The organism is Hahella sp. NBU794 (assembly GCF_050749805.1).
Lineage (GTDB): Bacteria > Pseudomonadota > Gammaproteobacteria > Pseudomonadales > Oleiphilaceae > Hahella.
In genome coordinates, this window is sequence record NZ_CP192738.1 from 1,999,675 (window position 1) to 2,023,142 (window position 23,468).

Annotated in this window: 17 protein-coding genes; 13 read left to right on the forward strand and 4 right to left on the reverse strand. The window is 55.0% G+C overall.

What is annotated here, in order from left to right; all coding sequences use genetic code 11:
- Nucleotides 1-20 precede the first annotated feature (20 nt).
- From odhB to rluB, 8 genes are all read left to right on the forward strand, one after another.
- Complete coding sequence (odhB, locus tag ACQYWX_RS09020; RefSeq protein ID WP_431688547.1) at nucleotides 21-1,247, forward strand: 2-oxoglutarate dehydrogenase complex dihydrolipoyllysine-residue succinyltransferase; 1,227 nt, start codon at nucleotides 21-23, stop codon at nucleotides 1,245-1,247.
- Between the two features lie 113 nt (nucleotides 1,248-1,360).
- Nucleotides 1,361-2,794, forward strand: coding sequence for a dihydrolipoyl dehydrogenase (lpdA, locus tag ACQYWX_RS09025; RefSeq protein ID WP_127969467.1), 1,434 nt, complete (start codon nucleotides 1,361-1,363; stop codon nucleotides 2,792-2,794).
- Nucleotides 2,795-3,113: 319 nt separating this feature from the next.
- Nucleotides 3,114-4,280: an ADP-forming succinate--CoA ligase subunit beta gene (gene sucC, locus ACQYWX_RS09030; protein WP_127969468.1), complete on the forward strand. Its 1,167-nt coding sequence runs from the start codon at nucleotides 3,114-3,116 to the stop codon at nucleotides 4,278-4,280.
- Entirely contained in the window at nucleotides 4,280-5,155 is an 876-nt protein-coding gene (gene sucD, locus ACQYWX_RS09035) for a succinate--CoA ligase subunit alpha (protein ID WP_216737754.1), read from the forward strand. The genes sucC and sucD overlap by 1 nt, the downstream gene beginning before the upstream one ends.
- 254 nt (nucleotides 5,156-5,409) lie before the next feature.
- Nucleotides 5,410-6,585: a tryptophan--tRNA ligase gene (locus tag ACQYWX_RS09040; protein WP_431689505.1), complete on the forward strand. Its 1,176-nt coding sequence runs from the start codon at nucleotides 5,410-5,412 to the stop codon at nucleotides 6,583-6,585.
- Between the two features lie 2 nt (nucleotides 6,586-6,587).
- A complete protein-coding gene (locus ACQYWX_RS09045) occupies nucleotides 6,588-7,466 on the forward strand; it encodes a segregation and condensation protein A (protein WP_431688548.1) in 879 nt (292 codons plus the stop codon).
- Complete coding sequence (gene scpB / locus ACQYWX_RS09050; RefSeq protein ID WP_279502389.1) at nucleotides 7,456-8,085, forward strand: SMC-Scp complex subunit ScpB; 630 nt, start codon at nucleotides 7,456-7,458, stop codon at nucleotides 8,083-8,085. Before ACQYWX_RS09045 ends, scpB begins: the two co-directional genes overlap by 11 nt.
- A gap of 35 nt (nucleotides 8,086-8,120) precedes the next feature.
- Nucleotides 8,121-9,089, forward strand: coding sequence for a 23S rRNA pseudouridine(2605) synthase RluB (rluB, locus tag ACQYWX_RS09055; protein ID WP_431688549.1), 969 nt, complete (start codon nucleotides 8,121-8,123; stop codon nucleotides 9,087-9,089).
- A 19-nt stretch (nucleotides 9,090-9,108) separates the two neighbouring features.
- On the opposite strand, the gene ACQYWX_RS09060 is transcribed toward rluB, so the two are convergent.
- Together ACQYWX_RS09060 and ACQYWX_RS09065 are read right to left on the reverse strand one after the other, a co-directional pair.
- On the reverse strand, nucleotides 9,109-10,149 hold the full coding sequence (locus tag ACQYWX_RS09060) for a diguanylate cyclase (protein WP_431688550.1): 1,041 nt from the start codon (nucleotides 10,147-10,149) through the stop codon (nucleotides 9,109-9,111).
- 162 nt (nucleotides 10,150-10,311) lie between these two features.
- Nucleotides 10,312-11,433, reverse strand: a complete 1,122-nt coding sequence (locus ACQYWX_RS09065) for an alkane 1-monooxygenase (RefSeq protein ID WP_431688551.1) — start codon at nucleotides 11,431-11,433, stop codon at nucleotides 10,312-10,314.
- A 178-nt stretch (nucleotides 11,434-11,611) separates the two neighbouring features.
- Between ACQYWX_RS09065 and ACQYWX_RS09070 the strand changes: the two genes are divergently transcribed.
- Nucleotides 11,612-12,277, forward strand: a complete 666-nt coding sequence (locus tag ACQYWX_RS09070; protein ID WP_011398496.1) for a GntR family transcriptional regulator — start codon at nucleotides 11,612-11,614, stop codon at nucleotides 12,275-12,277.
- A 19-nt stretch (nucleotides 12,278-12,296) separates the two neighbouring features.
- Here the strand turns inward: ACQYWX_RS09070 and ACQYWX_RS09075 are convergent, their stop codons facing one another.
- The gene (locus tag ACQYWX_RS09075; protein ID WP_127969476.1) at nucleotides 12,297-12,494 is read right to left on the reverse strand and encodes a DUF6316 family protein; all 198 of its coding nucleotides are present in this window, start codon (nucleotides 12,492-12,494) and stop codon (nucleotides 12,297-12,299) included.
- Nucleotides 12,495-12,745: 251 nt separating this feature from the next.
- On the opposite strand from ACQYWX_RS09075, the gene smc reads away from it, so the two are divergent.
- From smc to ACQYWX_RS09095, 4 genes are all read left to right on the forward strand, one after another.
- Entirely contained in the window at nucleotides 12,746-16,234 is a 3,489-nt protein-coding gene (gene smc / locus ACQYWX_RS09080) for a chromosome segregation protein SMC (RefSeq protein WP_431688552.1), read from the forward strand.
- A gap of 121 nt (nucleotides 16,235-16,355) precedes the next feature.
- On the forward strand, nucleotides 16,356-17,714 hold the full coding sequence (gene zipA / locus ACQYWX_RS09085) for a cell division protein ZipA (RefSeq protein WP_431688553.1): 1,359 nt from the start codon (nucleotides 16,356-16,358) through the stop codon (nucleotides 17,712-17,714).
- A gap of 178 nt (nucleotides 17,715-17,892) precedes the next feature.
- On the forward strand, nucleotides 17,893-19,944 hold the full coding sequence (gene ligA, locus ACQYWX_RS09090; protein ID WP_431688554.1) for an NAD-dependent DNA ligase LigA: 2,052 nt from the start codon (nucleotides 17,893-17,895) through the stop codon (nucleotides 19,942-19,944).
- 246 nt (nucleotides 19,945-20,190) lie between these two features.
- Entirely contained in the window at nucleotides 20,191-22,875 is a 2,685-nt protein-coding gene (locus ACQYWX_RS09095) for a hypothetical protein (RefSeq protein WP_431688555.1), read from the forward strand.
- Between the two features lie 13 nt (nucleotides 22,876-22,888).
- Here ACQYWX_RS09095 and ACQYWX_RS09100 read toward each other — a convergent pair whose 3' ends face one another.
- A complete protein-coding gene (locus ACQYWX_RS09100) occupies nucleotides 22,889-23,464 on the reverse strand; it encodes a CBS domain-containing protein (RefSeq protein WP_431688556.1) in 576 nt (191 codons plus the stop codon).
- Nucleotides 23,465-23,468: the final 4 nt, after the last annotated feature.

Consider the following 23,468-nt stretch of genomic DNA (forward strand, 5'->3'; position numbering starts at 1 on the left):
GTTAGTACAAAGGATAAAAGATGGCGATCGAAATTAAAGCTCCTACTTTCCCAGAGTCCGTCGCGGACGGCGTAGTGGCGACTTGGCATAAAAAACCTGGGGAATCCGTGGCTAGGGACGAGCTACTGGTCGATATCGAGACGGATAAAGTGGTGCTCGAGGTTGTAGCGCCCGCAGCCGGCGTCATTGAGAAAGTTCTCAAAGGCGAAGGCGAGACGGTGCTTAGCGAAGAAGTTATTGCAGTATTTAAAGAAGGCGCGGCTGGAACGGCGGTGCCTGCCGCTGCGGAAGAAAAGCCACAGGCGGCGACTGAAGCCAAGGCGGGTCAGGAAGCGATTCTGAGCCCATCCGCGCGCAAAATGGCGGAAGAGAACAATCTGAATCCTTCCGACATTCAGGGCACAGGTAAAGGCGGTAGAGTGACCAAGGAAGACGTGATGAACCACTTGTCTTCCAACACTACCAGCGTTACTGCTGAAGTGAAGTCCTCCGCTCAACCTGCAGCGGCGCCGGCTATGCCTGCTATTGAATCTCCAGCTGGAGCGCGTCCAGAGAAACGCGTGCCGATGACTCGTCTGCGCGCCAGCATCGCGCGTCGTCTGCTGGATGCTCAGCATAACTCTGCAATGCTGACTACCTTCAACGAAGTCAACATGAAGCCGATCATGGATCTGCGTAAGCAATACAAAGATCTGTTCGAGAAGCGTCATAACGGCGTGAAGCTGGGCTTCATGTCCTTCTTCGTTAAAGCGGCCTGTGAAGCGTTGAAGCGTTTTCCCGCTGTGAACGCTTCTATCGATGGTAACGACATCGTTTACCACGGTTATCAGGACGTTGGCGTAGCGGTATCCACCGAGCGCGGTCTGGTTGTGCCTATCCTGCGCGATGCAGATCAAATGGGCTTGGCGGAAATTGAATCCACCATCGGCGACTTCGGTAAGAAAGCGCGCGACGGCAAGCTGTCAATCGAAGACATGACTGGCGGAACGTTCACCATTTCCAATGGCGGGGTTTTCGGTTCATTGATGTCCACGCCGATCCTGAACCCGCCGCAAACCGCTATTATGGGTATGCACAAAATCCAGGAGCGTCCGATGGCTGTAAATGGCCAAGTGGTGATTCTGCCGATGATGTACCTGGCGCTGTCATACGACCACCGCATGATCGACGGTAAGGAAGCGGTACAGTTTTTGGTGACTATCAAGGATCTGCTGGAAGATCCTGCGCGGATTCTGCTGGATATCTGATCCAGCGCATTCGCCGCCGAGTTTTCCGGCGCGTCATGCTCCCTCCGCGCGGTTGCGGAGGGGCATTGTCGGGAAACCTTTTATGTACCTATAACTAAGAATTGGAAAGTAATATGGCAGATAAATTCGACGTAATCGTAATCGGTGCGGGTCCCGGTGGATATGTCGCTGCGATACGCGCGGCGCAGCTCGGATTGAAAACGGCGTGCGTGGAAAAATGGAGCAACGAAGCAGGCAAGCCAGTATTTGGCGGCACCTGTCTGAACGTGGGATGTATCCCTTCCAAAGCGCTGCTGGAGTCTTCACACAAATTTGAAGAAGCCAAACACGACTTTGAAACCCACGGCATCATGGCGCAAGACGTAACTGTCGACGTAGCCAAAATGCAGGGTCGCAAGAACAACATCGTCAAGAACCTGACTCAGGGCATCGCTTCTCTGTTCAAGGCGAATGGCGTCACTTCCATCCATGGCGCAGGTAAACTGCTGGCCAACAAGCAAGTGGAAGTCACTGACAACGCGGGCAACGTTACCGTATATGACGCAGAAAACGTCATCATCGCAACGGGCTCCCGTCCAGTCGAAATTCCTCCTACTCCGCTTAACGAGCATGTTGTCGACTCTACCGGCGCGCTGGAATTCAGCGAAGTTCCCAAGCGTCTTGGCGTGATCGGCGCTGGCGTTATTGGTTTGGAGCTGGGTAGCGTTTGGGCGCGTCTTGGTTCTGAAGTTGTAGTTCTGGAAGCGCAGGATACTTTCCTGGGCGCAGTGGATCAGCAACTGGCTAAAGAAGCGCTCAAGCAGTTCACCAAACAGGGCCTGGACATTCGTCTGCGCGCCCGGGTGACTGGCTCTGAAGTGAAGCGTGGCGTAGTGAAAGTGTCTTACAGCGACACCAAAGGCGACCACGAACTGAAAGTGGACAAGTTGATTGTCGCCGTCGGCCGCGCGCCGAACACCGACAATCTGTTGGCCGCTGATTCTGGCGTAAACCTGGACGAGCGCGGCTTCATCTTTGTTGATGATCAGTGCAAGACCAATATGCCGGGCGTATGGGCTATCGGCGATGTTGTGCGTGGCCCTATGCTGGCGCACAAGGCGTCGGAAGAAGGCATCGTTGTGGCGGAGCGTATCGCTGGTCACAAAGGCCACGTCAACTATGACTGCATTCCATGGGTTATCTACACTCATCCGGAAATCGCCTGGGTTGGTAAGACAGAAGAGCAGTTGAAGGCGGAAGGCGAAGAGTACAAGGTCGGCACATTCCCATTCGCTGCAAGCGGTCGCGCTATGGCCGCCAACGCGACCATGGGCATGGTGAAGATTCTTGCTCATAAGGACACTGACCGTATTCTTGGCGTGCATATCGTAGGTCCTCAGGCGTCAGAAATGATCGCTCAGGGCGTGATTGCGATGGAGTTCGGCTCCAGCTCCGAGGACTTGGCCATGACTGTATTCGCGCACCCAACGCTTTCCGAAGCGGTGCACGAAGCGGCTCTGGCGGTGGAAGGCAAAGCCATCCACATTGCCCAGCGCAAGAAGCGCTAAGGCTGAATAAGGAGGGGATTGCCCCTCCTTTTGTTTTGAGAGCGTCGGGAAGGAGCGCGACCGCCCCTTCGGCGAATGCGGCGTAGGTGAGACGTCAAAGCGTCTGGCCAGCCGCCGTTGAAGAGACAGGGCGCCAAAACTGGGCTCTCGATTTAAAGAGTGTGTTAGAGAGGTCACCTAAGCGGACATGGCGCAGTTTTGCGCGCAGGCTGAGAAGTTTGAGTCTCATGCTGGAAGCCTGCTCGCGAGAACGTGAAACGTTGTGCTCGTTTGCACGGTGGTAAATAAGTCGAAAGCTGACTAAAAAGCGGAAAACGTTATGAATCTTCATGAGTATCAAGCTAAGCAACTCTTTGCGGACTATGGTCTGCCCGTCTCCAAGGGCTTTGCCTGTGAGTCCGCACAAGAGGCCATGTCTGCCGCTGACTCCATTGGCGGAAGCCAGTGGGTGGTTAAAGCGCAGGTTCACGCAGGCGGCCGCGGTAAAGCGGGTGGCGTTAAGTTAGTATCTTCCAAGGAAGAGATTAAGGCATTTGCTGAGAAGTGGCTTGGTCATAACCTGGTAACCTATCAGACCGACGAGAAAGGTCAGCCTGTTAACAAGATTCTGGTTGAGTCCTGCACGGACATCGATCAGGAACTGTACTTGGGCGCGGTAATGGATCGCGGCACGCGTCGCATCGTGTTTATGGCGTCTACCGAAGGCGGCGTTGAAATCGAGAAAGTCGCTGAAGAGACTCCTGAAAAAATCCTGAAAGCAGTTATCGACCCGCTGGTCGGCGCACAGCCTTATCAAGCGCGTGAACTGGCGTTCGCATTGGGTCTGAACAGCGATCAGGTTAAGCAGTTCACTAAAATTTTCCTGGGCCTGGCGAAACTGTTCCAAGATCTGGATCTGGCGCTGCTGGAAGTGAACCCGCTGGTTATCACTAAAGACGGCAACCTGCACTGTCTGGACGCGAAAGTGGTTGTAGACGGCAACGCTCTGTACCGTCAGCCGCGCATTCGCGACATGCACGATCCTTCGCAGGAAGATCCTCGCGAAGCTCATGCAGCCAAGTGGGAACTGAACTACGTTGCGCTGGAAGGCAACATCGGCTGTATGGTTAACGGCGCAGGCCTGGCCATGGGCACCATGGACATCGTTAAGCTGCACGGCGGCGCGCCCGCTAACTTCCTGGACGTAGGCGGCGGCGCGACTAAAGAGCGCGTGACTGAAGCGTTCAAAATCATTCTCTCCGACGACAACGTAAAAGCGGTTCTGGTCAACATTTTCGGCGGCATCGTTCGTTGCGACCTGATTGCTGACGGCATCATCGGCGCTGTAGAAGAAGTTGGCGTCAAGATTCCTGTGGTCGTACGTCTGGAAGGCAACAACGCCGAGCTGGGCGCTAAGAAACTTGCCGACAGCGGGTTGAACATTATCGCAGCGGAAAGTCTGACTCATGCTGCTGAAGCCGTGGTTAAAGCAGCGGAGGGTAAATAATGAGTATTTTGATCGATAAAAATACCAAGGTCATCTGCCAGGGTTTCACTGGCTCCCAGGGCACATTCCATTCTGAACAGGCAATTGCGTACGGCACCAAAATGGTTGGCGGCGTGACTCCTGGTAAAGGTGGTCAGACTCACCTGGGTCTGCCTGTGTTCAACACAGTTAAAGAAGCTGTAGAACAAACTGGCGCGGAAGCGTCTGTTATCTACGTTCCTGCGCCTTTCTGTAAAGACTCCATCCTGGAAGCGGCTAACGCAGGCATCAAACTGATCGTGTGCATCACTGAAGGCATTCCTACTCTGGACATGCTGGATGCGAAAGTGAAGTGCGACGAGCTGGGCGTGCGTCTGATCGGACCTAACTGCCCAGGCGTTATCACTCCTGGCGAATGCAAGATCGGCATCATGCCTGGTCACATTCACAAGCCAGGTAAAGTCGGTATCGTTTCCCGTTCCGGCACCCTGACTTATGAAGCCGTTAAGCAGACCACTGACTTCGGTTTCGGCCAGTCCACTTGCGTGGGCATCGGCGGCGACCCGATTCCTGGCTCCAACTTCATCGACATTCTGGAAATGTTCCAGAAGGACGCCCAGACTGAAGCGATCGTCATGATCGGTGAAATCGGCGGCACTGCGGAAGAAGAAGCGGCGGAGTACATCAAGAACAACGTCACCAAGCCTGTTGTTTCTTACATTGCCGGCGTAACAGCGCCTGCTGGTAAGCGCATGGGCCACGCCGGCGCGATCATCGCGGGCGGCAAAGGCACTGCGGCTGAAAAGTTTGCAGCGCTGGAGCAGGCTGGCGTTAAAACAGTTAGAAGTCTGGCCGATATCGGCAAGGCGCTGGCTGAAGTGACTGGCTGGAAATAAGTTTTCCGCCTGTCTGAAAAGCCGCCATATGGCGGCTTTTCTATTTTTCGCAGATGGTTATCGCCTTCAACCCAGTCGGTATAAAGGCCGGCATTCCACTCCCAAATTTCACTCCCGCCCTTTTAACGCTATAATCCCACGCAATTAGACTCATTTTTGGCGTAATTTCTGACGCCGTCATAACTGGTGCTTTAATAAAAACTTGGGGAAATAACTTGGCCTCTGTGGATTCGCAGCGTCGTGTGTTGTCGGGAATGCGACCGACGGGAAAACTCCATCTGGGTCATTACCATGGAGTGCTGAAAAACTGGGTACAGTTACAGCATGAGTACGAATGTTTCTTCTTCGTCGCCGATTGGCATGCTCTGACCACTCACTACGAAACCCCTTACGACATTGAACAGTCTGTGTGGGAAATGGTGATAGACTGGCTGGCCGCGGGCATTAATCCGGGCTCCGCCACCATGTTTGTACAGTCACGTGTGCCGGAGCACGCGGAACTGCATCTTCTTCTCTCCATGATCACGCCTTTAGGTTGGCTGGAAAGAGTGCCGACTTTTAAAGATCAGCAGGAAAAACTCAAAGAAAGAGACCTGGCCACCTATGGATTCCTGGGGTATCCGTTGCTGCAAAGCGCGGATATTCTGGTGTATCGCGCGGGCTGGGTGCCGGTAGGAGCGGATCAGGTATCGCATATAGAGATGACGCGCGAGGTGGCGCGGCGTTTCAACCATCTTTATGGTCGTGAGCCGGGCTTTGAAGAGCAGGCTGAAGCGGCGATCAAAAGAATGGGCAAGAAGACAGCCAAACTGTACGAGAGCCTGCGCAAGCGCTATCTGGAGCAGGGCGATGGCGAGGCGCTGGAGACAGCACGGGCGCTGCTGCGTGATCAGCAAAATATATCACTTGGCGACAGAGAGCGTTTATACGGATTCCTTGAAGGCGGGGGCAAAGTTATTCTGCCCGAACCTCAGCCACTGCTGACGCCCGAAGCGAAAATGCCTGGCTTGGATGGTCAAAAAATGTCCAAGTCCTACGGCAATACGATTGGTTTGCGTGAAGACGCAGACAGCATTTCGGAAAAAGTTCGCACCATGCAGACGGACCCACAGAGGGTGCGTCGCACGGACCCCGGTGATCCAGATAAATGCCCGGTGTGGCAGCTGCATCAAGTATATTCTGACGAAGCCACTAAGTCCTGGGCGCAGCAAGGGTGTCGCTCCGCCGGTATCGGCTGTATTGAGTGTAAAAAGCCGGTGGCCGACGCCATCATAGAAGAACAACGCCCAATGCGTGAGCGCGCCAAGCGCTACGAAGAAGACCCTGGACTGGTGCGCAGCATCATCGCAGAAGGCTGCGATCACGCGAGAGACGCCGCTAAGGCGACCTTGGAAGAAGTTCGCAGCGCCATAGGTCTGGCGTACGACTGATAATGCAAAACGCCGACGCCCCCTCGGACAGCCAGACAGAGCAGCTTCCGGTTCAGCAGGAACTGCCTTTGGCGATGGTGGGGGGCAGTCCGTTTACCGAGCTGCCTTCGGATCTATATATTCCACCGGACGCGCTGGAAGTTTTCCTGGAGTCGTTTGAAGGCCCGCTGGATTTGTTGCTGTATCTGATCCGTCGGCAGAATATGGATATCCTTGATATCAACGTGTCGGACGTCACCCGTCAGTACATGGATTACATTCGGGTGATGGAGGATATGCGCTTCGAGTTGGCGGCGGAGTATTTGGTGATGGCGGCGATGTTGGCGGAAATAAAATCCCGCTTCCTGTTGCCGCGGCGCAAGGACGATGATGAGGAAGAGGAAGACCCACGCGCGGAATTGATTCGACGCTTGCAAGAATACGAGCGTTTCAAAACAGCGGCGGAACGTATCGATGAATTGCCGCGCATGGATCGCGATTTCTATACGGCGAATCCGGAAATACCCACACTGCAGCGGGAAAAAAAGCACCCGGATGTGTCGTTGACGGAAGTTTTATTGGCGCTGCAGGAAGTGCTGAAACGCTCGGAGCTGTTTGAGCATCACCAGATTGAAAAAGAAAGGCTTTCCACCCGGGAGCGTATGACCCAGGTGCTGGAAAGAGTGTCGGCGGATCACTTCACCCTGTTTACGGATCTGTTTCCCTTTGATGAGGGAAAATTAGGTGTGGTGGTGACGTTTCTGGCGGTGCTGGAGCTGGTAAAAGAGTCTTTGTTGGAATTGGTCCAAACCGAAATGTTTGGCGAAATTCATGTGCGCGCCCGGGGTGAAATCGAGAACGAACCTGAGGTGGAAACGAGCGAAGGTGACGATGGCGGTTAATCTGACGCAGTTGATCGAGGCGATGCTGTTCGCCAGTGATAGACCCCTGACGGTGGATCAGTTGATGACGATGTTCGTCGAGGACTTTACGCCGCCGCAACGGGATGAGGTTAAGGCTGCGCTTAAAGAATTGACGGCGGCTTATGCCAAGCGTGCGGTCAACCTGGTGGAAGTGGCCAGCGGTTATCGATTCCAGGTGCGCGATGAGTTCGCGCCCTGGGTGGGGCGCCTGACGGAAGAGCGTCCACAGCGATACTCCCGCGCTATGCTGGAAACGTTGGCGATCATCGCCTATCGACAGCCCATTACGCGAGGCGACATCGAAGATATTCGCGGCGTGGCGGTCAGCAGCCAGATCATGAAAACGCTGCAGGAAAGAGAATGGGTGCGCGTCGTTGGTCATAAGGACGTGCCGGGCCGGCCGGCGCTATTCGCCACCACGCGCCAATTTCTCGACTATTTTAATTTAAAGACATTGGATCAGTTGCCGCCCTTGGCGGAGGTCAGAAGCTTGGAGGAAATCGGCCGGGCTCTGGAACTGGATCTGCAAGCAAATGCGGCGGACGCTTCCGAAACGATGGAAGCCGATCCGCCATCCTCCGACGCCACATTGCATTGATGAGGGTGTTGGTGATTACAGTTAAGGCGAAATAGATGATAGAACCTTCCGGTGAAAAGGCGCAGGGCGAGAAACTTCAGAAAGTGATCGCCCGGCAAGGGCTTGCCTCCCGTAGAGAGGCTGAAGAGTGGATCAGCGGCGGTCGCGTTCGCGTCAACGGCAAAGTCGCGCATTTGGGCGATCGCGTCACCGCTGAGGACAAGATCTCGGTCGATGGCCACAAGATCTCCATGGTGGACGCTGAGGAAACCATGGTGCTGGTATACAACAAGCCGGAAGGTGAGGTCACCAGCCGCAAGGACCCGGAAGGTCGCCCTACGGTGTTTGCGCGTTTGCCTAAACTGAAAAGTGGACGCTGGGTGGCGGTAGGACGTCTGGACATCAATACCACGGGTTTGTTGATCTTCACGACAGACGGCGAACTCGCCAACAGATTGATGCACCCCTCTTCGCAAATAGACCGTGAGTACGCGGTGCGCGTGCATGGTGAAGTGACTGAAGAAATGGTGACCCGACTGCAGGACGGCGTGCTGCTGGAAGATGGCCTCGCCAAATTTTCGGATATCAAGGAGGCCGGCGGTAGCGGCAGCAACCGTTGGTTCCATGTCGTATTGCAGGAAGGGCGCAACCGCGAAGTGCGTCGCCTTTGGGAGTCTCAAGGCGTTACCGTCAGTCGCTTGAAGCGAGTGCGCTATGGGTACATGTTCCTGCCCAGCCGTGTTCGCTTGGGCAATTGGGAGATGGCGGGACAAAAAGACGTCAATGTACTGTATGAAATGGCGGGAATGCAGCCGAAGACGATTGCGTCTCTGACGCCGCATACAAAGGAAAAATTGCAGCGCCAGCAGGGCAAGAGCGGCGCTTCCAAGCCTAAACCCTCCAATGGCCGTACTGGACGCGCCCCTGCGCGCAAACCGGCCGCCGCTTCGGACGAGCGCAGATCGGCGCCCTCACGTCAAACAACGGGTCGTAAACCAGGCCCTGGCAGACGTAAACCTCAGTAAGGGTTGAATGGCGGCGAACTCAGTTCGCCGCCTGGGTCAGCGTCTCTTCTTGATCCTGGGGCGCAATTTTGGTCCTGTTGCGACCCGCATGCTTGGCGTCGTACAGGGCCTGATCCGCACGCTCCAGAAAGTCATTCCGATTCTCAACGCCATCGTAGGTCGCTACGCCAATACTGATCGTGAAGGAGATATCATGGCCTTCATGTTGAAATGTGGTGTTTGCAACGGCCTCACGAAGACGCTCTGCAATGGCGTAGGCGCCCTCTGATTCCGTTTTGGCCAGCAACATGGCGAACTCTTCGCCGCCGAAACGGAAGCACAGATCCGAATCACGGCAATTATCCTGAACCACTTTGGCCAACTGTTGCAGCAATGCATCGCCAGCGGCGTGCCCATAGGTGTCGTTGACCTTCTTGAAGTAGTCGATATCGAAAAACAGCATCGACAGCTTGTATTTGTAACGGGTCGCCAGAGACACTTCTCTATGTAACTGATAGTCAAAAGCCCGTTTGTTGGCGACGCCGGTCAGGGAGTCGGACAACGCGGCGTTCATGGCTTCCTGGTAGCGCAAACCGTTGCGCAGAGGGTACACCAGGCTGCCAAGCAGTGTTTCGATGATATGGATATCGCTGTCTGTAAAGCGGTCGCCCCGATAGAAAGTGATTTCTCCCAAGGCTTCTTCCGCCAGCGTGAGGCGATAATTCAATTGATGCGGCGTTCCCCGTTTACGCGCTCCGCAAGTACGATTGTTATAAACGTGGGAGTAGCCGTCTATGGCGACCAGCGCGCTGGCTTCACCCACGAAAATCTGCAGTAACTCTTCAACTTCAAGCGTCGTTTGCAGCTTGCGCAGCATTGTCCCGGCGACGTGCTCCAGCCGCAGAGTCAGCGAGTCATTGGAAGTGGCGAGGGCAACAACCTTGTTATCAGCGCTCATTCGTTCTGTGGTCAGGTTGGACATGGAATGCTCCCGTCGATAGATACTACATGCGTATTGCTTATGCCTTGAGATATCCGCCGTCAGCGGCGAAAACGGCGCTTGCAAGGCTAACTCTGCCATTTCAATGCCAGCGGATTTTAATTCTTTGAAAAACAGCAATATGTAGTCAATTGAACCTAGGCAGGAACTTGCCGGTGTGACGGGGATTCGGCGCTTAGAAGGGGGCGACCGGCAACAGGCGTCAAATTGTTGTCGGCCGCAAGAGCGTGAAACTCCTTAAGTTTATTGAGGATTCTCCGCTGCGCTTGTGTCCTGCTGATAGTAATGGTTCACTTTGGGGTTCATAACCTTACGCCAGAGTGGCGGAGCCAGCGCCAGCAACACCATAGTGGCGTAGCCGGCCGGTAGTTGCGGAGATTCGTCGTAATGCCGCAGCGCTTGATAGCGGCGTTTGGCGTTGGCGTGATGATCTGAGTGCCGCTGCAGCTGAAACAGCATCAGGTTGGTGAGCAGGTAGTTGGAGTTCCATGAGTGCTGATGGGTGACGCGTTCATAGCCCCCATCGTCTTTGGCGCGCCGATGCAGACCATAGTGCTCTAGATAATTGACGGTTTCCAACAACAAAATGGCGACTACTCCCTGGCCAACAAAGAACAGTGCGCCCATCAGTCCCCAAGCTAAAGTAAAACCCGCCAACAAGGCTGCGCTGACGCCATACCACCAGATCAACTCGTTGTAAGGGGAGTGTGACGACAGTCCCTTCCTGGCCAGCCGCCGTTGCTCCAGCACCCATGCATTTTTGACATTGGAGAAAATGGCGCGAGGCAGGAAATGATAGAGGGACTGGTTGTAACGGGATGACGAGGCGTCCGCCGGAGTGGCGACATTTACATGGTGTCCCCGAATGTGCTCCACCTTAAACCCGCCATAACCCACCATAGCGAGTAGTAAGCCGCCTGCTGTTTGCTCCAGGACGGAGTTTTTGTGGATCAGCTCATGAGCGACCGTAATAGCCAGTCCGCCGACGACGCCTATGGAAAGCAGCCATCCAATCTTTCCCGCCCAGTGATAGAGATCGCTACTGAAAATGTGCGCGCCCCAAATGATCAGGAATAGATAGGCGGGGACGCAGGATAAGGTCAGCAGGGGGTAGTACAGACTTTTTTCCAAATGGGGCGTGTGAAGTTGTTCATCCGGGTTGCTGGCGTCTTTGCCAATAAGTGCGTCCAAAACCGGAACAATGCCGAATACGAACAATATCGTCATCCAGGCGCTTGCGTCACCCAGGCCGAAATGGGAAGTCAGCGCCCAGCTCAGAATAGGGAGACCCAGGGGGGTCATGAAAATCAGATACCCCCACTTCTTTATTTGCAGCATAAGTTGTGGACGAATAGGTCCAGGCATAGGAGGCTCCTTTTCTTGTTATTTGAGGAGTGATTTTTGTTTTATTGTTAGACAATCAAACAATTTGATCAAGGAGTTTTTACTTTTACTCCTCCATTTTCATTGGGCGGGGGTATGCTAGAATCGTGTCTCTTACCGCAACTCTTTGCTTAAACTGAGTTTTTAGGAACACACCGATATGAAGTTTCAGGCGCCGGAAAGCTTGGCCGAACAAATTGCGCAACATTTAGGTCGATTGATCATTACTGGAGAGTTGCGGGCCAATGAGCGTATTCAGGAGCTTAAGGTGGCTGGCGACCTGGAAGTCAGTCGCGGCTCAGTGCGCGAAGCATTGTTGATTCTGGAGCGTCGTCATTTAATCGAAATCTATCCGCGTCGTGGCGCAGTGGTGTCGGACCTCACCGTCAATCAGGTGGAAAGTTTGTATGACGTGTATGCGTCATTGCTGGTGATGCTGGCCCGTAAAGTGGCGGAGAGCTGGCGGGAGAGCGATTTGGCCCCGGTGATGAACCAGGTGCAGCAAATCAACCGGGCAGTGATGAATGAGGAGGCGTCATTCGAATCGGTCATCGACAGTGGTTTTTCGGTGATGAGTTACTGCCTGACGCTGGTGAGCAATCCCTATCTTGAGGAAATTCTGGAAAATCTGCGCCCGGCGATCAGTCGCACTTACCATTTGGCGATCAGGCGCAAGAAAGGGGAGCTTTACCAATCAATGAACTTCTACAACGGTTTATTACAAGCCGTGCAGCAGCGGGACTTCGCTGGCGTGAAGCTGGTTATCGAGAGCTTTGCGGAGCATCAAAAGAATCTGGTGATCAGTATCCTGCAGGAATCTTCCTGACCCCCGATACCTGGGCGAACTACTCCCTGCGTTCCGCTACATGCAGATAGCGAAGATAGGCGATCAGGCCGTCTTCCGCTTCCTCCAGCGCCTCATAAGGCCCCAGATGGATTTTTTCCCGCGTGCGGTAGTACCACTTGCCTTCCACAGCGAAGAAGCGGTCTGAGCGGTGATGTTTGTTCGATTGCTGGTCGTTACTACGTTTGCTGATTTCCATTGCGTACAACTCCTGTTCGACTAAAGATTAATTTAGTGACATGTTGGCTGATTTTCAATCAATAATTTTTGCGACGTTCTGTCCCATCATTGCTGCTGGGCCCTTGTCACATCACAACATCAGCGGATACAAGCGCTTAGCCTAGAGCCGCGGGAGCGCTGCGTTTCGCGCTGGTCCGCCCGGGTTTAATCCGTTAAACTCCCGCTCCATATCTGGACAAACCCTGTGACAGCTCCTGCAGCCTCCGCATCATGAGACTAAAATCCATCAAGCTTGCCGGTTTCAAGTCGTTCGTAGACCCGACAACCGTGCATTTCCCCAGCAATATGGCTGCGGTGGTGGGACCTAATGGATGCGGCAAATCTAATATTATTGACGCCGTGCGCTGGGTGATGGGGGAGAGTTCCGCCAAGCACCTGCGCGGCGAGTCCATGACGGACGTCATTTTCAATGGCTCTAACACCCGAAAACCGGTGGGACAGGCTTCCATCGAGCTGATCTTCGATAACGCCGGCGGTGTGTTGCAGGGCGAGTTCTCCAGCTACAACGAAATTTCCGTCAAGCGCAAAGTCACCCGTGACGCTCAGTCACTCTATTTCCTCAATGGCAACAAATGTCGTCGTAAAGACATTACGGATCTGTTTCTAGGCACCGGTCTGGGGCCGCGTAGTTACGCCATTATCGAACAGGGCATGATCTCCCGTCTGATTGAATCCAAGCCGGAAGAGTTGCGGGTTTTCATCGAAGAGGCGGCGGGGATCTCCAAGTATAAGGAGCGACGCAAGGAAACTGAGTCCCGGATGAAGCGGACGCGGGAAAATCTGGAGCGGCTTTCTGATATTCGGGAAGAACTGGATCGACAGCTGCAGCATCTGCATCGCCAGGCCAAGGCGGCGGAGCGCTACAAAGAGTTGAAGGCGGAAGAACGCGACAAGCGTGCGCTGTTAAATGCTCTGAAATGGCGAACGCTGGATAAAGGCGCCGCCAGCGTGCAGGAAGAATTGCGCGGCCAAGAGGTTGAGCTGGAGCGCCTGCTGTACGAACGCACCTCTCTCGACAGCCGTCTGGAAGGTTTTCGTGAGAAACGGGCGGACGCCAATGAAGCGGTGAATCGGGCGCAGGCGGATTATTACGGCAGCGGCGCTGAGATCGCCAAACTGGAACAGCAGATTCGCAACGCGAAAGAGCGCGAGCAGCAATTGCAGGCGGAAATGCAGCAGTTGCAGGAAACCAATCGCGAACTGAATGAAGAGTTGGAGCGCGAGCAGCAACATCTTCAGGAGCTGGAAGAAGAGTTGATGATGATTGAGCCGGAGCTGGAAGAGCATCTGGCCAAATCAGAAGAGTCCACGGAATTGTTGGCCCAGGCTGAAGACGCCATGCAATTGTGGCAACAGGAGTGGGATGACTTTTCCCGTAGCTCCGCGCACCTGCAGAAAACGGCGGAAGTGGAGCAGTCCCGTATTCAGCAGGCGGAGAAACTGGTTCAGCAGTTGATGGAGCGCAAGCGTAAGCTGGCGGATGAGCAAAGCCTCATCGGCGGCGCTCATGATGATGAAGATTTGGAGATTTTGCGCGAACGCATGCTGGAGCTGGAAATGCATGCGGATCAACAGGCGCTGTCTCATCAGGAAATGAGGGTGCGTGAGCAGGGAGAGCAGGAACGTAAAGAATCGCTCAACGCCAGAATCAATGACGCTCGTACCCGTGAACAAACCCTGAAGGGCGAACAGGCGTCGCTGTTGGCATTGCAAAAGCACGATAGCCAGGCTTCCCGACAGGAGGCGCTGGAGTGGCTGGCGCTGCATGAGATTGATCACGCGCCGACGCTGGGAGAGAGATTGAGCGTTGCGGTGCAGTGGGAGCCGGCGCTTGAAGCGGTGCTGGGCGCTCGCTTGTCCGCGCGCGTGGTCAGTCGTGAATTTCTGACTCGCCTGCAAGATGCCCCGCCCAAAGGTGTGGCGCTGGTGTGTGAGGACGAGGTCGCCAGCGAGGCATTGCGGTTCGCCAGCGCCAGCTCCGTTAACAGTGCGGTGGCGGCGTGGCTGGACGGCGTTCGTTCCGCCGACAGTTTTGCTGCGGCGATTGACCGTCGTTCTGAGCTGTCTGATGGCGCTTTCTTTTTGACGCCAGACGGCATGCAGGTCGGCCGGGACTGGATCATGGCCCCGCCGGCGAAACAGACTGGCGACGGCCTGCTCGCGCGCAATCGTCGGTTGGCGGAAATCGAGCAGGAAATGGAAGAGGTGGCGGCGCAGTTGGCGTCGTTGTCTCAGGATAAGGAAACCATTGACGCGGCCCTGAGTCGTTTTGATGAAGAAAGGGAAACGCTGCAAAAGGAATCGGTTGAGATCAACAAGCAATTGTTGCAGACCAAATCCGATTTGAGCGCTAAAGAAGCGCGACGCGAGCAGGTCCAGCGCAGGGTGGAGTCCATCGCCGCAGAGATTGCGGAGATACAGTTCCAGATCGACGAAGAACAGATGGGGCTGCAGGAAAGCAAGGGCGTGTGGAACGCCGCCTTGATGGACCTGGAAGGCAGCGTGGAAAAGAAGGAGCAGTTGCTCAATCGCCGCGATGACGTCCGGCAGAAGCTGGATGGTTTGCGCACTCAGGCGCGTATGGATCGGGAGCATGCGCACCAGATGCAGTTACGCGCCAGCGCGCTCAGCACGCGGAGAGAGTCGATACGGCAGGCGCTGGAAAAAAGCGACGCCAACTTGCGGCGCAACCGTGAACGTATGCAGTGGGTGGAGGAAAGCCTGCAGACTCTGCAAGATCCAAATGATGCGTTGCAGGAGCGTCTCGAAGGTTATCTTGAGTTGCGCATGCAACAAGAGGACATCCTGACCCGCGAACGTAACCGCCTCGCGGATTTGGAGCAGTTGATGCAGGGCGATGAGTCGTCTCGGCAGCGTAATGAAATGGTGATCCAGAACATGCGCAGCCGGATTGAATCTTTACGCATGCAGCATCGGGAAACGGATATTCGTAAAAACGCCTTGCGGGACCAGATGGCGGAGGATCAGTACGACCTCGAGAATGTGATCGGACTGCTGGCGGAAGATGCGGACGAAGGACAGTTGCAACGGGACATTGAGCAAATCGTCGGTAAAGTGGAGCGTCTCGGCGCGATCAATCTGGCGGCGATTGAGGAATATGAAGCCCAGTCCGAACGTAAAGTCTATCTCGATGGTCAGCATGAGGACTTGCAGGAAGCATTGGAGACCTTGGAGAACGCAATTCGCAAAATCGATCGCGAAACCCGCAACAAGTTCAAGGAAACCTTCGATCAGGTCAACGAAGGTCTGCAGAATTTGTTTCCCCGTGTCTTTGGCGGCGGTAGCGCCTATCTGGAGTTAACCGGGGAAGACTTGCTGGAAACCGGCGTCGCCATTATGGCGCGGCCTCCGGGCAAGAAAAACAGTACCATTCATTTGTTGTCGGGTGGAGAGAAAGCGCTTACCGCCATTGCGCTGATCTTCTCCATCTTCCAGCTCAACCCCGCGCCGTTCTGTATGTTGGACGAAGTGGACGCGCCATTGGACGACGCCAACGTGGGGCGCTATGCTCGAATGGTGAAAGAAATGTCGGGTCAGGTGCAGTTCATCTACATTACCCACAACAAGATCGCCATGGAAATGGCGGATCACTTGATGGGGGTTACTATGCATGAGCCCGGCGTGTCGAGACTGGTTTCCGTGGATGTTGAAGAAGCGGCCGCAATGGCTGCGTTGTAAGGGCGCGCTGGATTGTAAAGCAGCGGCGAATTGAATAAATTAACTCGCCAATCGATAAGAAATACAGGCGGGATCAGGTTGGCGAATACCATGATGATGTTTAGTTGGGGATATTAGATTAATGGATATCAGTTTGCGTGAATGGCTGATCATGATAGGCCTGCTCATAATCCTGGGCGTGGTTATAGATGGTTTTCGCCGAGTCAGAAGAGCGCGCAAGGATTCATTGGAAATCTCCCAGGGTATGGGAGGCAACTTCGAAAATACGCCTATCGATGATGACTTTAATCCAGAACTGCCAGGCAGTGGCTTCAGGGTGATCAAAGACGGCAAGCCAGCTGCGGAGCAGAACTACACTCGGCCGATTAAGGAAGTCAAATACAAACCTACCTTCAAACCCTCTGAGAAGCTTAAAGAAAGAGAGCGTCGGCAGGGCGAAGAACCCTACGACCAGGACATGGCGGAGCCGCCGATTCTGGAAGTGGATGAGGCCTTGGAAGAGTCTATGTCAAACCAGGGCTATGGACGCAGAGAGCCGGAGTTTGTGGAAGAGGACGAGATGGAAGAGCGCCTGCCGGAAGAGCAGGAAAGCTTCTCGCCTTATCAACGCTTCGAGCAGGTTAGGGATGAACAGTATGAAGAGGAGTACGTCGAAGAAGACGCGGAAGCGGATGACGACGGCCCATACAGAGACAGCCCCTATAAAGAGTTTCTGAAGCGGGATAATTTCCGCGTGCAGGGATATCAGGGCGGATACGACAGTCTGCATGAACATGAGCCAGAGCCTGAGGTGGAGTTCGAGCAGGAAGAGCCACAGGATGAAGTTGAAAAGGAAGAGGATCTGCATGCGGAGCCGATAGACAGGCCGGTCGCCCATGAGGAGTCCCAACATGAACCTATGCTTGCGTTTAAAGACAAGTTTCTGAAGAAAATCAGCGCGATTCAGCAACAGACCGGGCTCCACGCAGGAACCCCGCGTAGCGATGAAGCGCCGAAAAGTCGTGAGGAGAAAGGAGGCAGGGCAGGCTCGCCAGGAAAGTCGTCCAAGACGCTTCAAGAGATACTGGTGATCAATGTGCTGAGCAAGGACGAAGAAGGCTTCGATGGCGTTGCGTTACGCAATCTGGTCGAGGCCTGCGGCATGCAGATGGGCGATATGGCGATCTTTCATCGTTACGAACATGACTTCGATGAGGGTCCTGTCCAGTTCAGTATGGCGAACGCCATGGAGCCCGGCGTATTTGGAAAAGACATGGCGTCGCAGCGCTTTCCTGGCGTCTGCTTCTTTGTACGTCTGCCTGGACCGGATAACAGTATGCGCGCCTTCGATTACATGGTGGAAACCGCGCAATGCCTGGTGCGTAATCTGGGCGGCGAACTTAAGGATGAAAATCGCAGCGTCATGACGGCGCAGACTATTGAGCACTGCCGTCAACGCGTCAGGGAGTTTGAGCGTCGCATGTTGTCGTCCCGGGTATAAACCCGGGGCGCCGCTTCCGGGAATGTCCCGGAGTATTGGCTTGTAACGAAAAATACTGTCGTTATATTCGCTATACTTTAATCCGAATCAAAGACTTAGCAATTCCGCCGCATTGGGGTTCCCGTGCGGCGGAGTTGTCTGATAATTATTCAATAATCTGCCTCGGAAGAATGAACTCATGTCGGAAGTCCCTGCCGCCATTCAGGAAGAGCTGAATACGCTTCGCGAAACCATCAACGATCATAACTACCGTTATTACACACTGGATGATCCCTCGACTCCCGATGCGGAGTACGACCGTCTTATGCGTCGGCTGCGCGAAATCGAGGCGGAATTTCCGCAGACGATTACGCCGGACTCGCCGACTCAGCGCGTGGGCGCTGCGCCTGCGGATGGCTTCGAGACCGTATCTCACCGTCTGCCCATGCTGTCTTTGGACAATGCGTTTGAAGAGCAGGATCTGCTGGACTTCGATCGTCGCGTGCGTGAGCGCCTCAAGGAAGCGGAAGACGCGCGCATTGACTACTGTTGTGAACCGAAACTGGACGGCATCGCTATCAGCCTGTTGTATCGCGACGGATATCTGGTGCGTGGCGTGACTCGCGGCGATGGTTCTGCAGGTGAAGACATTACCGCCAATGTTAAGACGGTAAAAAACATTCCGCTTAAATTGCGTGGGGAAGGGTATCCCGCAGAATTGGAAGTACGCGGTGAAATTTATCTGCCCAAGGCCGCCTTCGACGCCATCAACAAAGATGCGGCGGCGAAGGGCGAGAAAACGTTTGTTAACCCGCGCAACGCGGCGGCGGGAAGTCTGCGCCAGCTTGATCCGCGCATCACCGCCAAGCGGGCGCTGGAAATGTGTTGTTACAGCGTAGGCTATTTCGAAGGTGAATTGCCGGGTACGCAGCACGATATCCTCACTCAACTGCAGCAGTGGGGCCTGAAGATCAACAGCCAGATGAAGTTGGCGTCAGGGGCGCAGGAGTGCCTGGATTACTATCGCCATATCATGAACATTCGTAACCAATTGCCATACGAAATCGATGGCGTGGTGTTCAAGGTTAACCGTATTGATCTGCAGCAGGAGCTGGGGTTTGTTTCGCGGGCGCCGCGTTGGGCTATCGCGCATAAATTCCCCGCCCACGAGGAAATGACTGAGCTGCTGGCGGTGGACTTCCAGGTTGGCAGAACCGGCGCCGTGACGCCAGTGGCGCGCTTGAAGCCGGTATTCGTCGGCGGCGTCACGGTCAGCAACGCTACCTTGCATAACATGGATGAAATTCGCCGCTTGGACGTGCATGTGGGCGATACGGTCATCATTCGCCGCGCGGGGGATGTCATTCCCCAGGTGGTCAGTGTGGTGCAGGATCGTCGCCCGGAAAACGCCGTTCCAGTGGATCGTCCCGAGCATTGCCCGGTTTGCGGCTCCGATGTGTTGCAGCTGGAAGGCGAAGCGGTCGCCCGTTGCTCCGGTGGGCTCTATTGCTCTGCGCAGCGGAAGGAGGCGATCAAGCACTTCGCATCCCGCAAAGCCATGGATATCGACGGCTTGGGCGACCGACTGGTTGAGTTGTTGGTGGAGAAAGAGCTTATCGACTCACCCGCCAGCCTGTATTCGCTGAAAGCGCCGGATGTAGCCGGGTTGGAGCGTATGGGGGAGAAATCTGCGCAAAACCTGATTAATGCAATTGAAGTTTCCAAACAGACGACATTCGCCCGCTTCATTTATGCTTTGGGCATCCGGGAAGTGGGCGAAGCCACGGCCAAGGTGTTGGCGCAACATTTCCCAACCCTGGATCTGCTGAAGCAGGCCACGGAGGAGGATTTGGTGGAGGCGCCGGATATCGGTCCTATCAGCGCAGGCCATATTCGTTCCTTCTTTCAACAGGAGCATAACCTGGAAACGATCGATGCGCTGTTGAATCAGGGCGTGAGCTGGCCTGAAGTGGTCGTGCGCAGCACGGAGACGCTGCCGCTGTCCGGTCAAACCGCTGTGGTTACCGGCACGCTTGCGGATTACAGCCGTGACGAGGCGAAGGATTTATTAACCCGTCTCGGCGCCAAGGTGTCTGGTAGCGTGTCCGCCAAAACCAGTTTTGTGGTGGCGGGAGAGAAGGCGGGCTCCAAACTCACCAAGGCGCAGGATCTTGGCGTGAAGGTGCTGGATGAAGACGCATTCAAGCAGCTATTGGAAGAGCATCAAGCGCATTTGGGTGGCGACGCCTGATTGCATTGATCTTTGATTCCCTGCAACGGCCGCTTCTGCGGCCGTTTTGCATTCCAGAGGGTGATAAGAACAGGGCTAGTCGCTTTCAAAGAAATAGAATTATCTGCCGGATACAAATAACCGGATGCAAATAAAAAGGCGGCAGTGTGATCCCGGTTGGGTTTCTGACCCCCTGCTGTGGTTACAAAAAACAAAGTTTTATAAGATTTTGTAAAACTTGAATAATAAAGCGTGGAATGCACATCTATGGGTCACCTGGGTCTGGCCCAGCGCAGCGGAGTTAAGTTGGCGCTGAAAACGCCTGCGCTGGTTATCACTTCTCTACTACTCGCCTCCTGCGGCAGCGATACCGCGCCGCCCGAAGCCATTCGCATATTGGGAAAACCACCAGGAACCGCTTATCTGGGCGTTGAATACACCTATGAGTTTGGTGTGGACGGCGGCGATGGGCTGGTGGACTTTTCCATGACCAACCAGCCGCGCTGGTTGGCGTTGGAGTACGTCGACAACACCTTCCGCAAAGGCATTATTATGCGGGGGATTCCCGGCGTTAATGGAGGCGGAACGGCGGAAGACGCGCTGACGCCTGGCGAGGCGCAGGAAGTTTCGCTGACGGTGTCTGACGGCTCCAGTGTAGGAGAGACCCGCTTTTCTATTTTCGTCGACACCAATACCTATGAATCGGAAGCGCTGACGGTCGCGGAAAACGCGGTTGGTGAGCGTCCCTCGAAGTTGATCGACTCCAACAATAACGGCCGGGAAGACGAGGGCGAGGAAAAGGAAGTAATTCCTTTATGTTTCACCGACGCGGAAGGGACGCCGCTGTTCTCTGAGGAAGACATCGCTTTCTTTGAACAGCGTCAGCAGGATGATTCGCTGGCGGTGCGTCCTAAACTCCACTACCTGCCGGTATTTCTGGAGCAACCCTCGGTTCAGCGCGTCATACTGCGCTACTCTCTGACCAGCGGTTCCGGCGACGGCGCGACGCCGGGAAGCGATTTTCTTATCGAGACAGCGAGAAAAGACGGGCTGGTCGTCCCTGTTGCGGACGGCTTTCTGACCTATGATCCGGGTGTGCGTTACTGTCATATTCCGGTATTTATTAATGACGATCGCGATGCGGAAAAAACCGAGAACATTGCGGTGTCGATCACTCACTACGAGGGTGGGCTGCTTGAGTTTGCCGATCCGGTCAATACCACTATCTCCATCACAGACAATGAGCCTGTCGCCAGCTTTAAGGTGTCCAAGGCGTCGGTGTCGGAAGGCAATTATCTGAATGTGGAAGTGACGCTGGATAAGGAGCCGGAACAGACAGTTTATGCAGAGTTTGTCGTGGATGCGGATAACAGCGACGGCGACTTTGAGGGCGCAGATGCGGATTTGCGTCTTTATACCGGGGACGGTGGGGCAGGCAGCCTGATTACGGACGGCGTCAGCGTGCCTTTTGAGGTGGGCGAAACCAGTAAAACCGTCAAGCTGCAGGCGACGGCGAATGGCGACGCTACGTTGCGGGATGAGAAAGTGACCTTTAATTGGCGACGCAGCGGCACGGTGAATCCTGGCGAAGAGCCTCTGGCTGTCTACATAAACCAATGGTTGAATGCGGTGGAGCTGCCGCTCAATAGCGGGGCGAGCGTCGCCGAGGCGATTTCGGGGGCCCAGTCGGAACTGTTTCTTGCACGAGTGAATGGTGAAAAAGGCGGCAAACCTGTTAACTCGGACATCATGATCTATGACCGCTTTGGCGTCTTGCATCAGAGCATTAAGCTGGAAGCGGCGACCTATGCCGTGCGCATCAAAGACATCTGGTTGTATGAGAAGATCAATCCGGCCAACGAGGATGAGATCACCCAGGATATATACGCGCTACTTGAGGTGGGCGGTTTGTTCGCGCCTCCCGTGGAGCCGCTGCAGGAAAGCGACCTGGGCGGTAAGGATGTGGTGGTGCAGAAGTATCAGCGCATCAACAATGTCGGCGCTTTCGAACTACAGTGGGCCAAGCAGATTGGCAGCGTTTGGGATGACGAGCCCGGCGCCCTGTCTGTTGACCTCAGTCAGGAAGTGCTGGTAGTCGGCGCAACGTCAGGCTTGGTTGGCGAAGGGGAAAACTCCGGGCGTCGCGACGCCATGTTGATTAAGTTTGATAAAAACGGCGCTCTCATGTTCGCCAAGACCTTTGGCTCTTCTGGCGACGATGTGTTGCTGGGAGCGTCCCCGGAGTCTTCCTCCAATCATAATGTCGTCGGTTTCAGCGATGGCGCGGTGGAGGATAACGGCTCCAGTCTTGGCGGTTATGACGCCGTTGTTGTGTCCTATAACGACGATGGTGATCCTCGCCGTGTGGCTCAGATCGGCTCCAGCTTTAACGATGCGGCGCTTGATGTCAGTACGGTGAGTAAAGGTTTCGTCTCCGCTGGTTACACCCATGGCGTGCTGGTCAGTGGAGAGAGCAATCGCGGCGGCCAGGACGGCTACCTCGCCTACCATCAAAACGCCAGTGAGATTACGGCCTATGCGCAAATCGGCGGCGCGGCGGCGGACTCTGTGCTGGATGTTAAGTCCCTGGGCAATGAAGTGTATGTGTCTGGCGTGACGGCGGGGGATATTTTTGACGCTGGCGCAGCTCAGGGCGGCGATGACGGCTGGCTGGCCCGTTATGACATTGTGAAAGAAGAAGTGTTGGATGACGGGGAAGAGCCGGGGGAAGGCGAGCAGGTGAACAAGCTGAAAAATATTTGGCGTTTCCAGCGCGGCGCGGCGGCCAACGAAAAGCTTTCTAATCTGGCCACCTTCGGCAGCGCTAAGTTGATCTCGGTGGAAGAAGCCCAGACTGACAGCGGCGTGACGGTAACCCTGAAGCCGCTCTCCACCGTCGATGGCGTGGACTTGAACGCCCCCTGCCGGGCGGACCCTAACGGAGACTGCTGATGGTCGGCCTGGGTTAAGCCCAGGCTTCCACCTCGAAATGGGCGATGGCTTTCAGGATGTCGGTGGCGGTCAGTACGCCAATCACATCGCCCTGAACATTGCGCACCAACGCGCCGTCCAGATCTCTCTCCACCAGGACCAGAGAGATCCGGCGTAGATCGGCGTCGTCGCCGACCATCAGGTAAGGCGCGCATAGAGCGGCCAGCGTTGCTTCTGGCTGCTCCAGTTTCGCCTGCAATAGCTCGCGCTCTACAAGAAAGCCCACCACTTCTTGATCGTCCCGCACCGGTAGATGTCTTACTTTGTGCTCGTGTAAAAAGCGCAATCCCTCATCCAGACTCCATTCCTGTTTGCCGTAAAGCACGGGCGATGACATGACGTCCTGGGCGCTAAGGCGGGAAATATCGCCTTCTGCTGCGCCCTCTTGTTCGCTGCCGGAGTAGGGAAAGTTTTCTCGCGCACCCTGATCTTGAGGACCAATGGGGTGAATGGCGGAGATGGATTTAAGCTCTTCCACGGATTTGACCCGAGGGTCCACGCTCAACGGCGTGATGATGCGGTGGCCAGCGTCGACCAGGTAGATCGGCATGAAC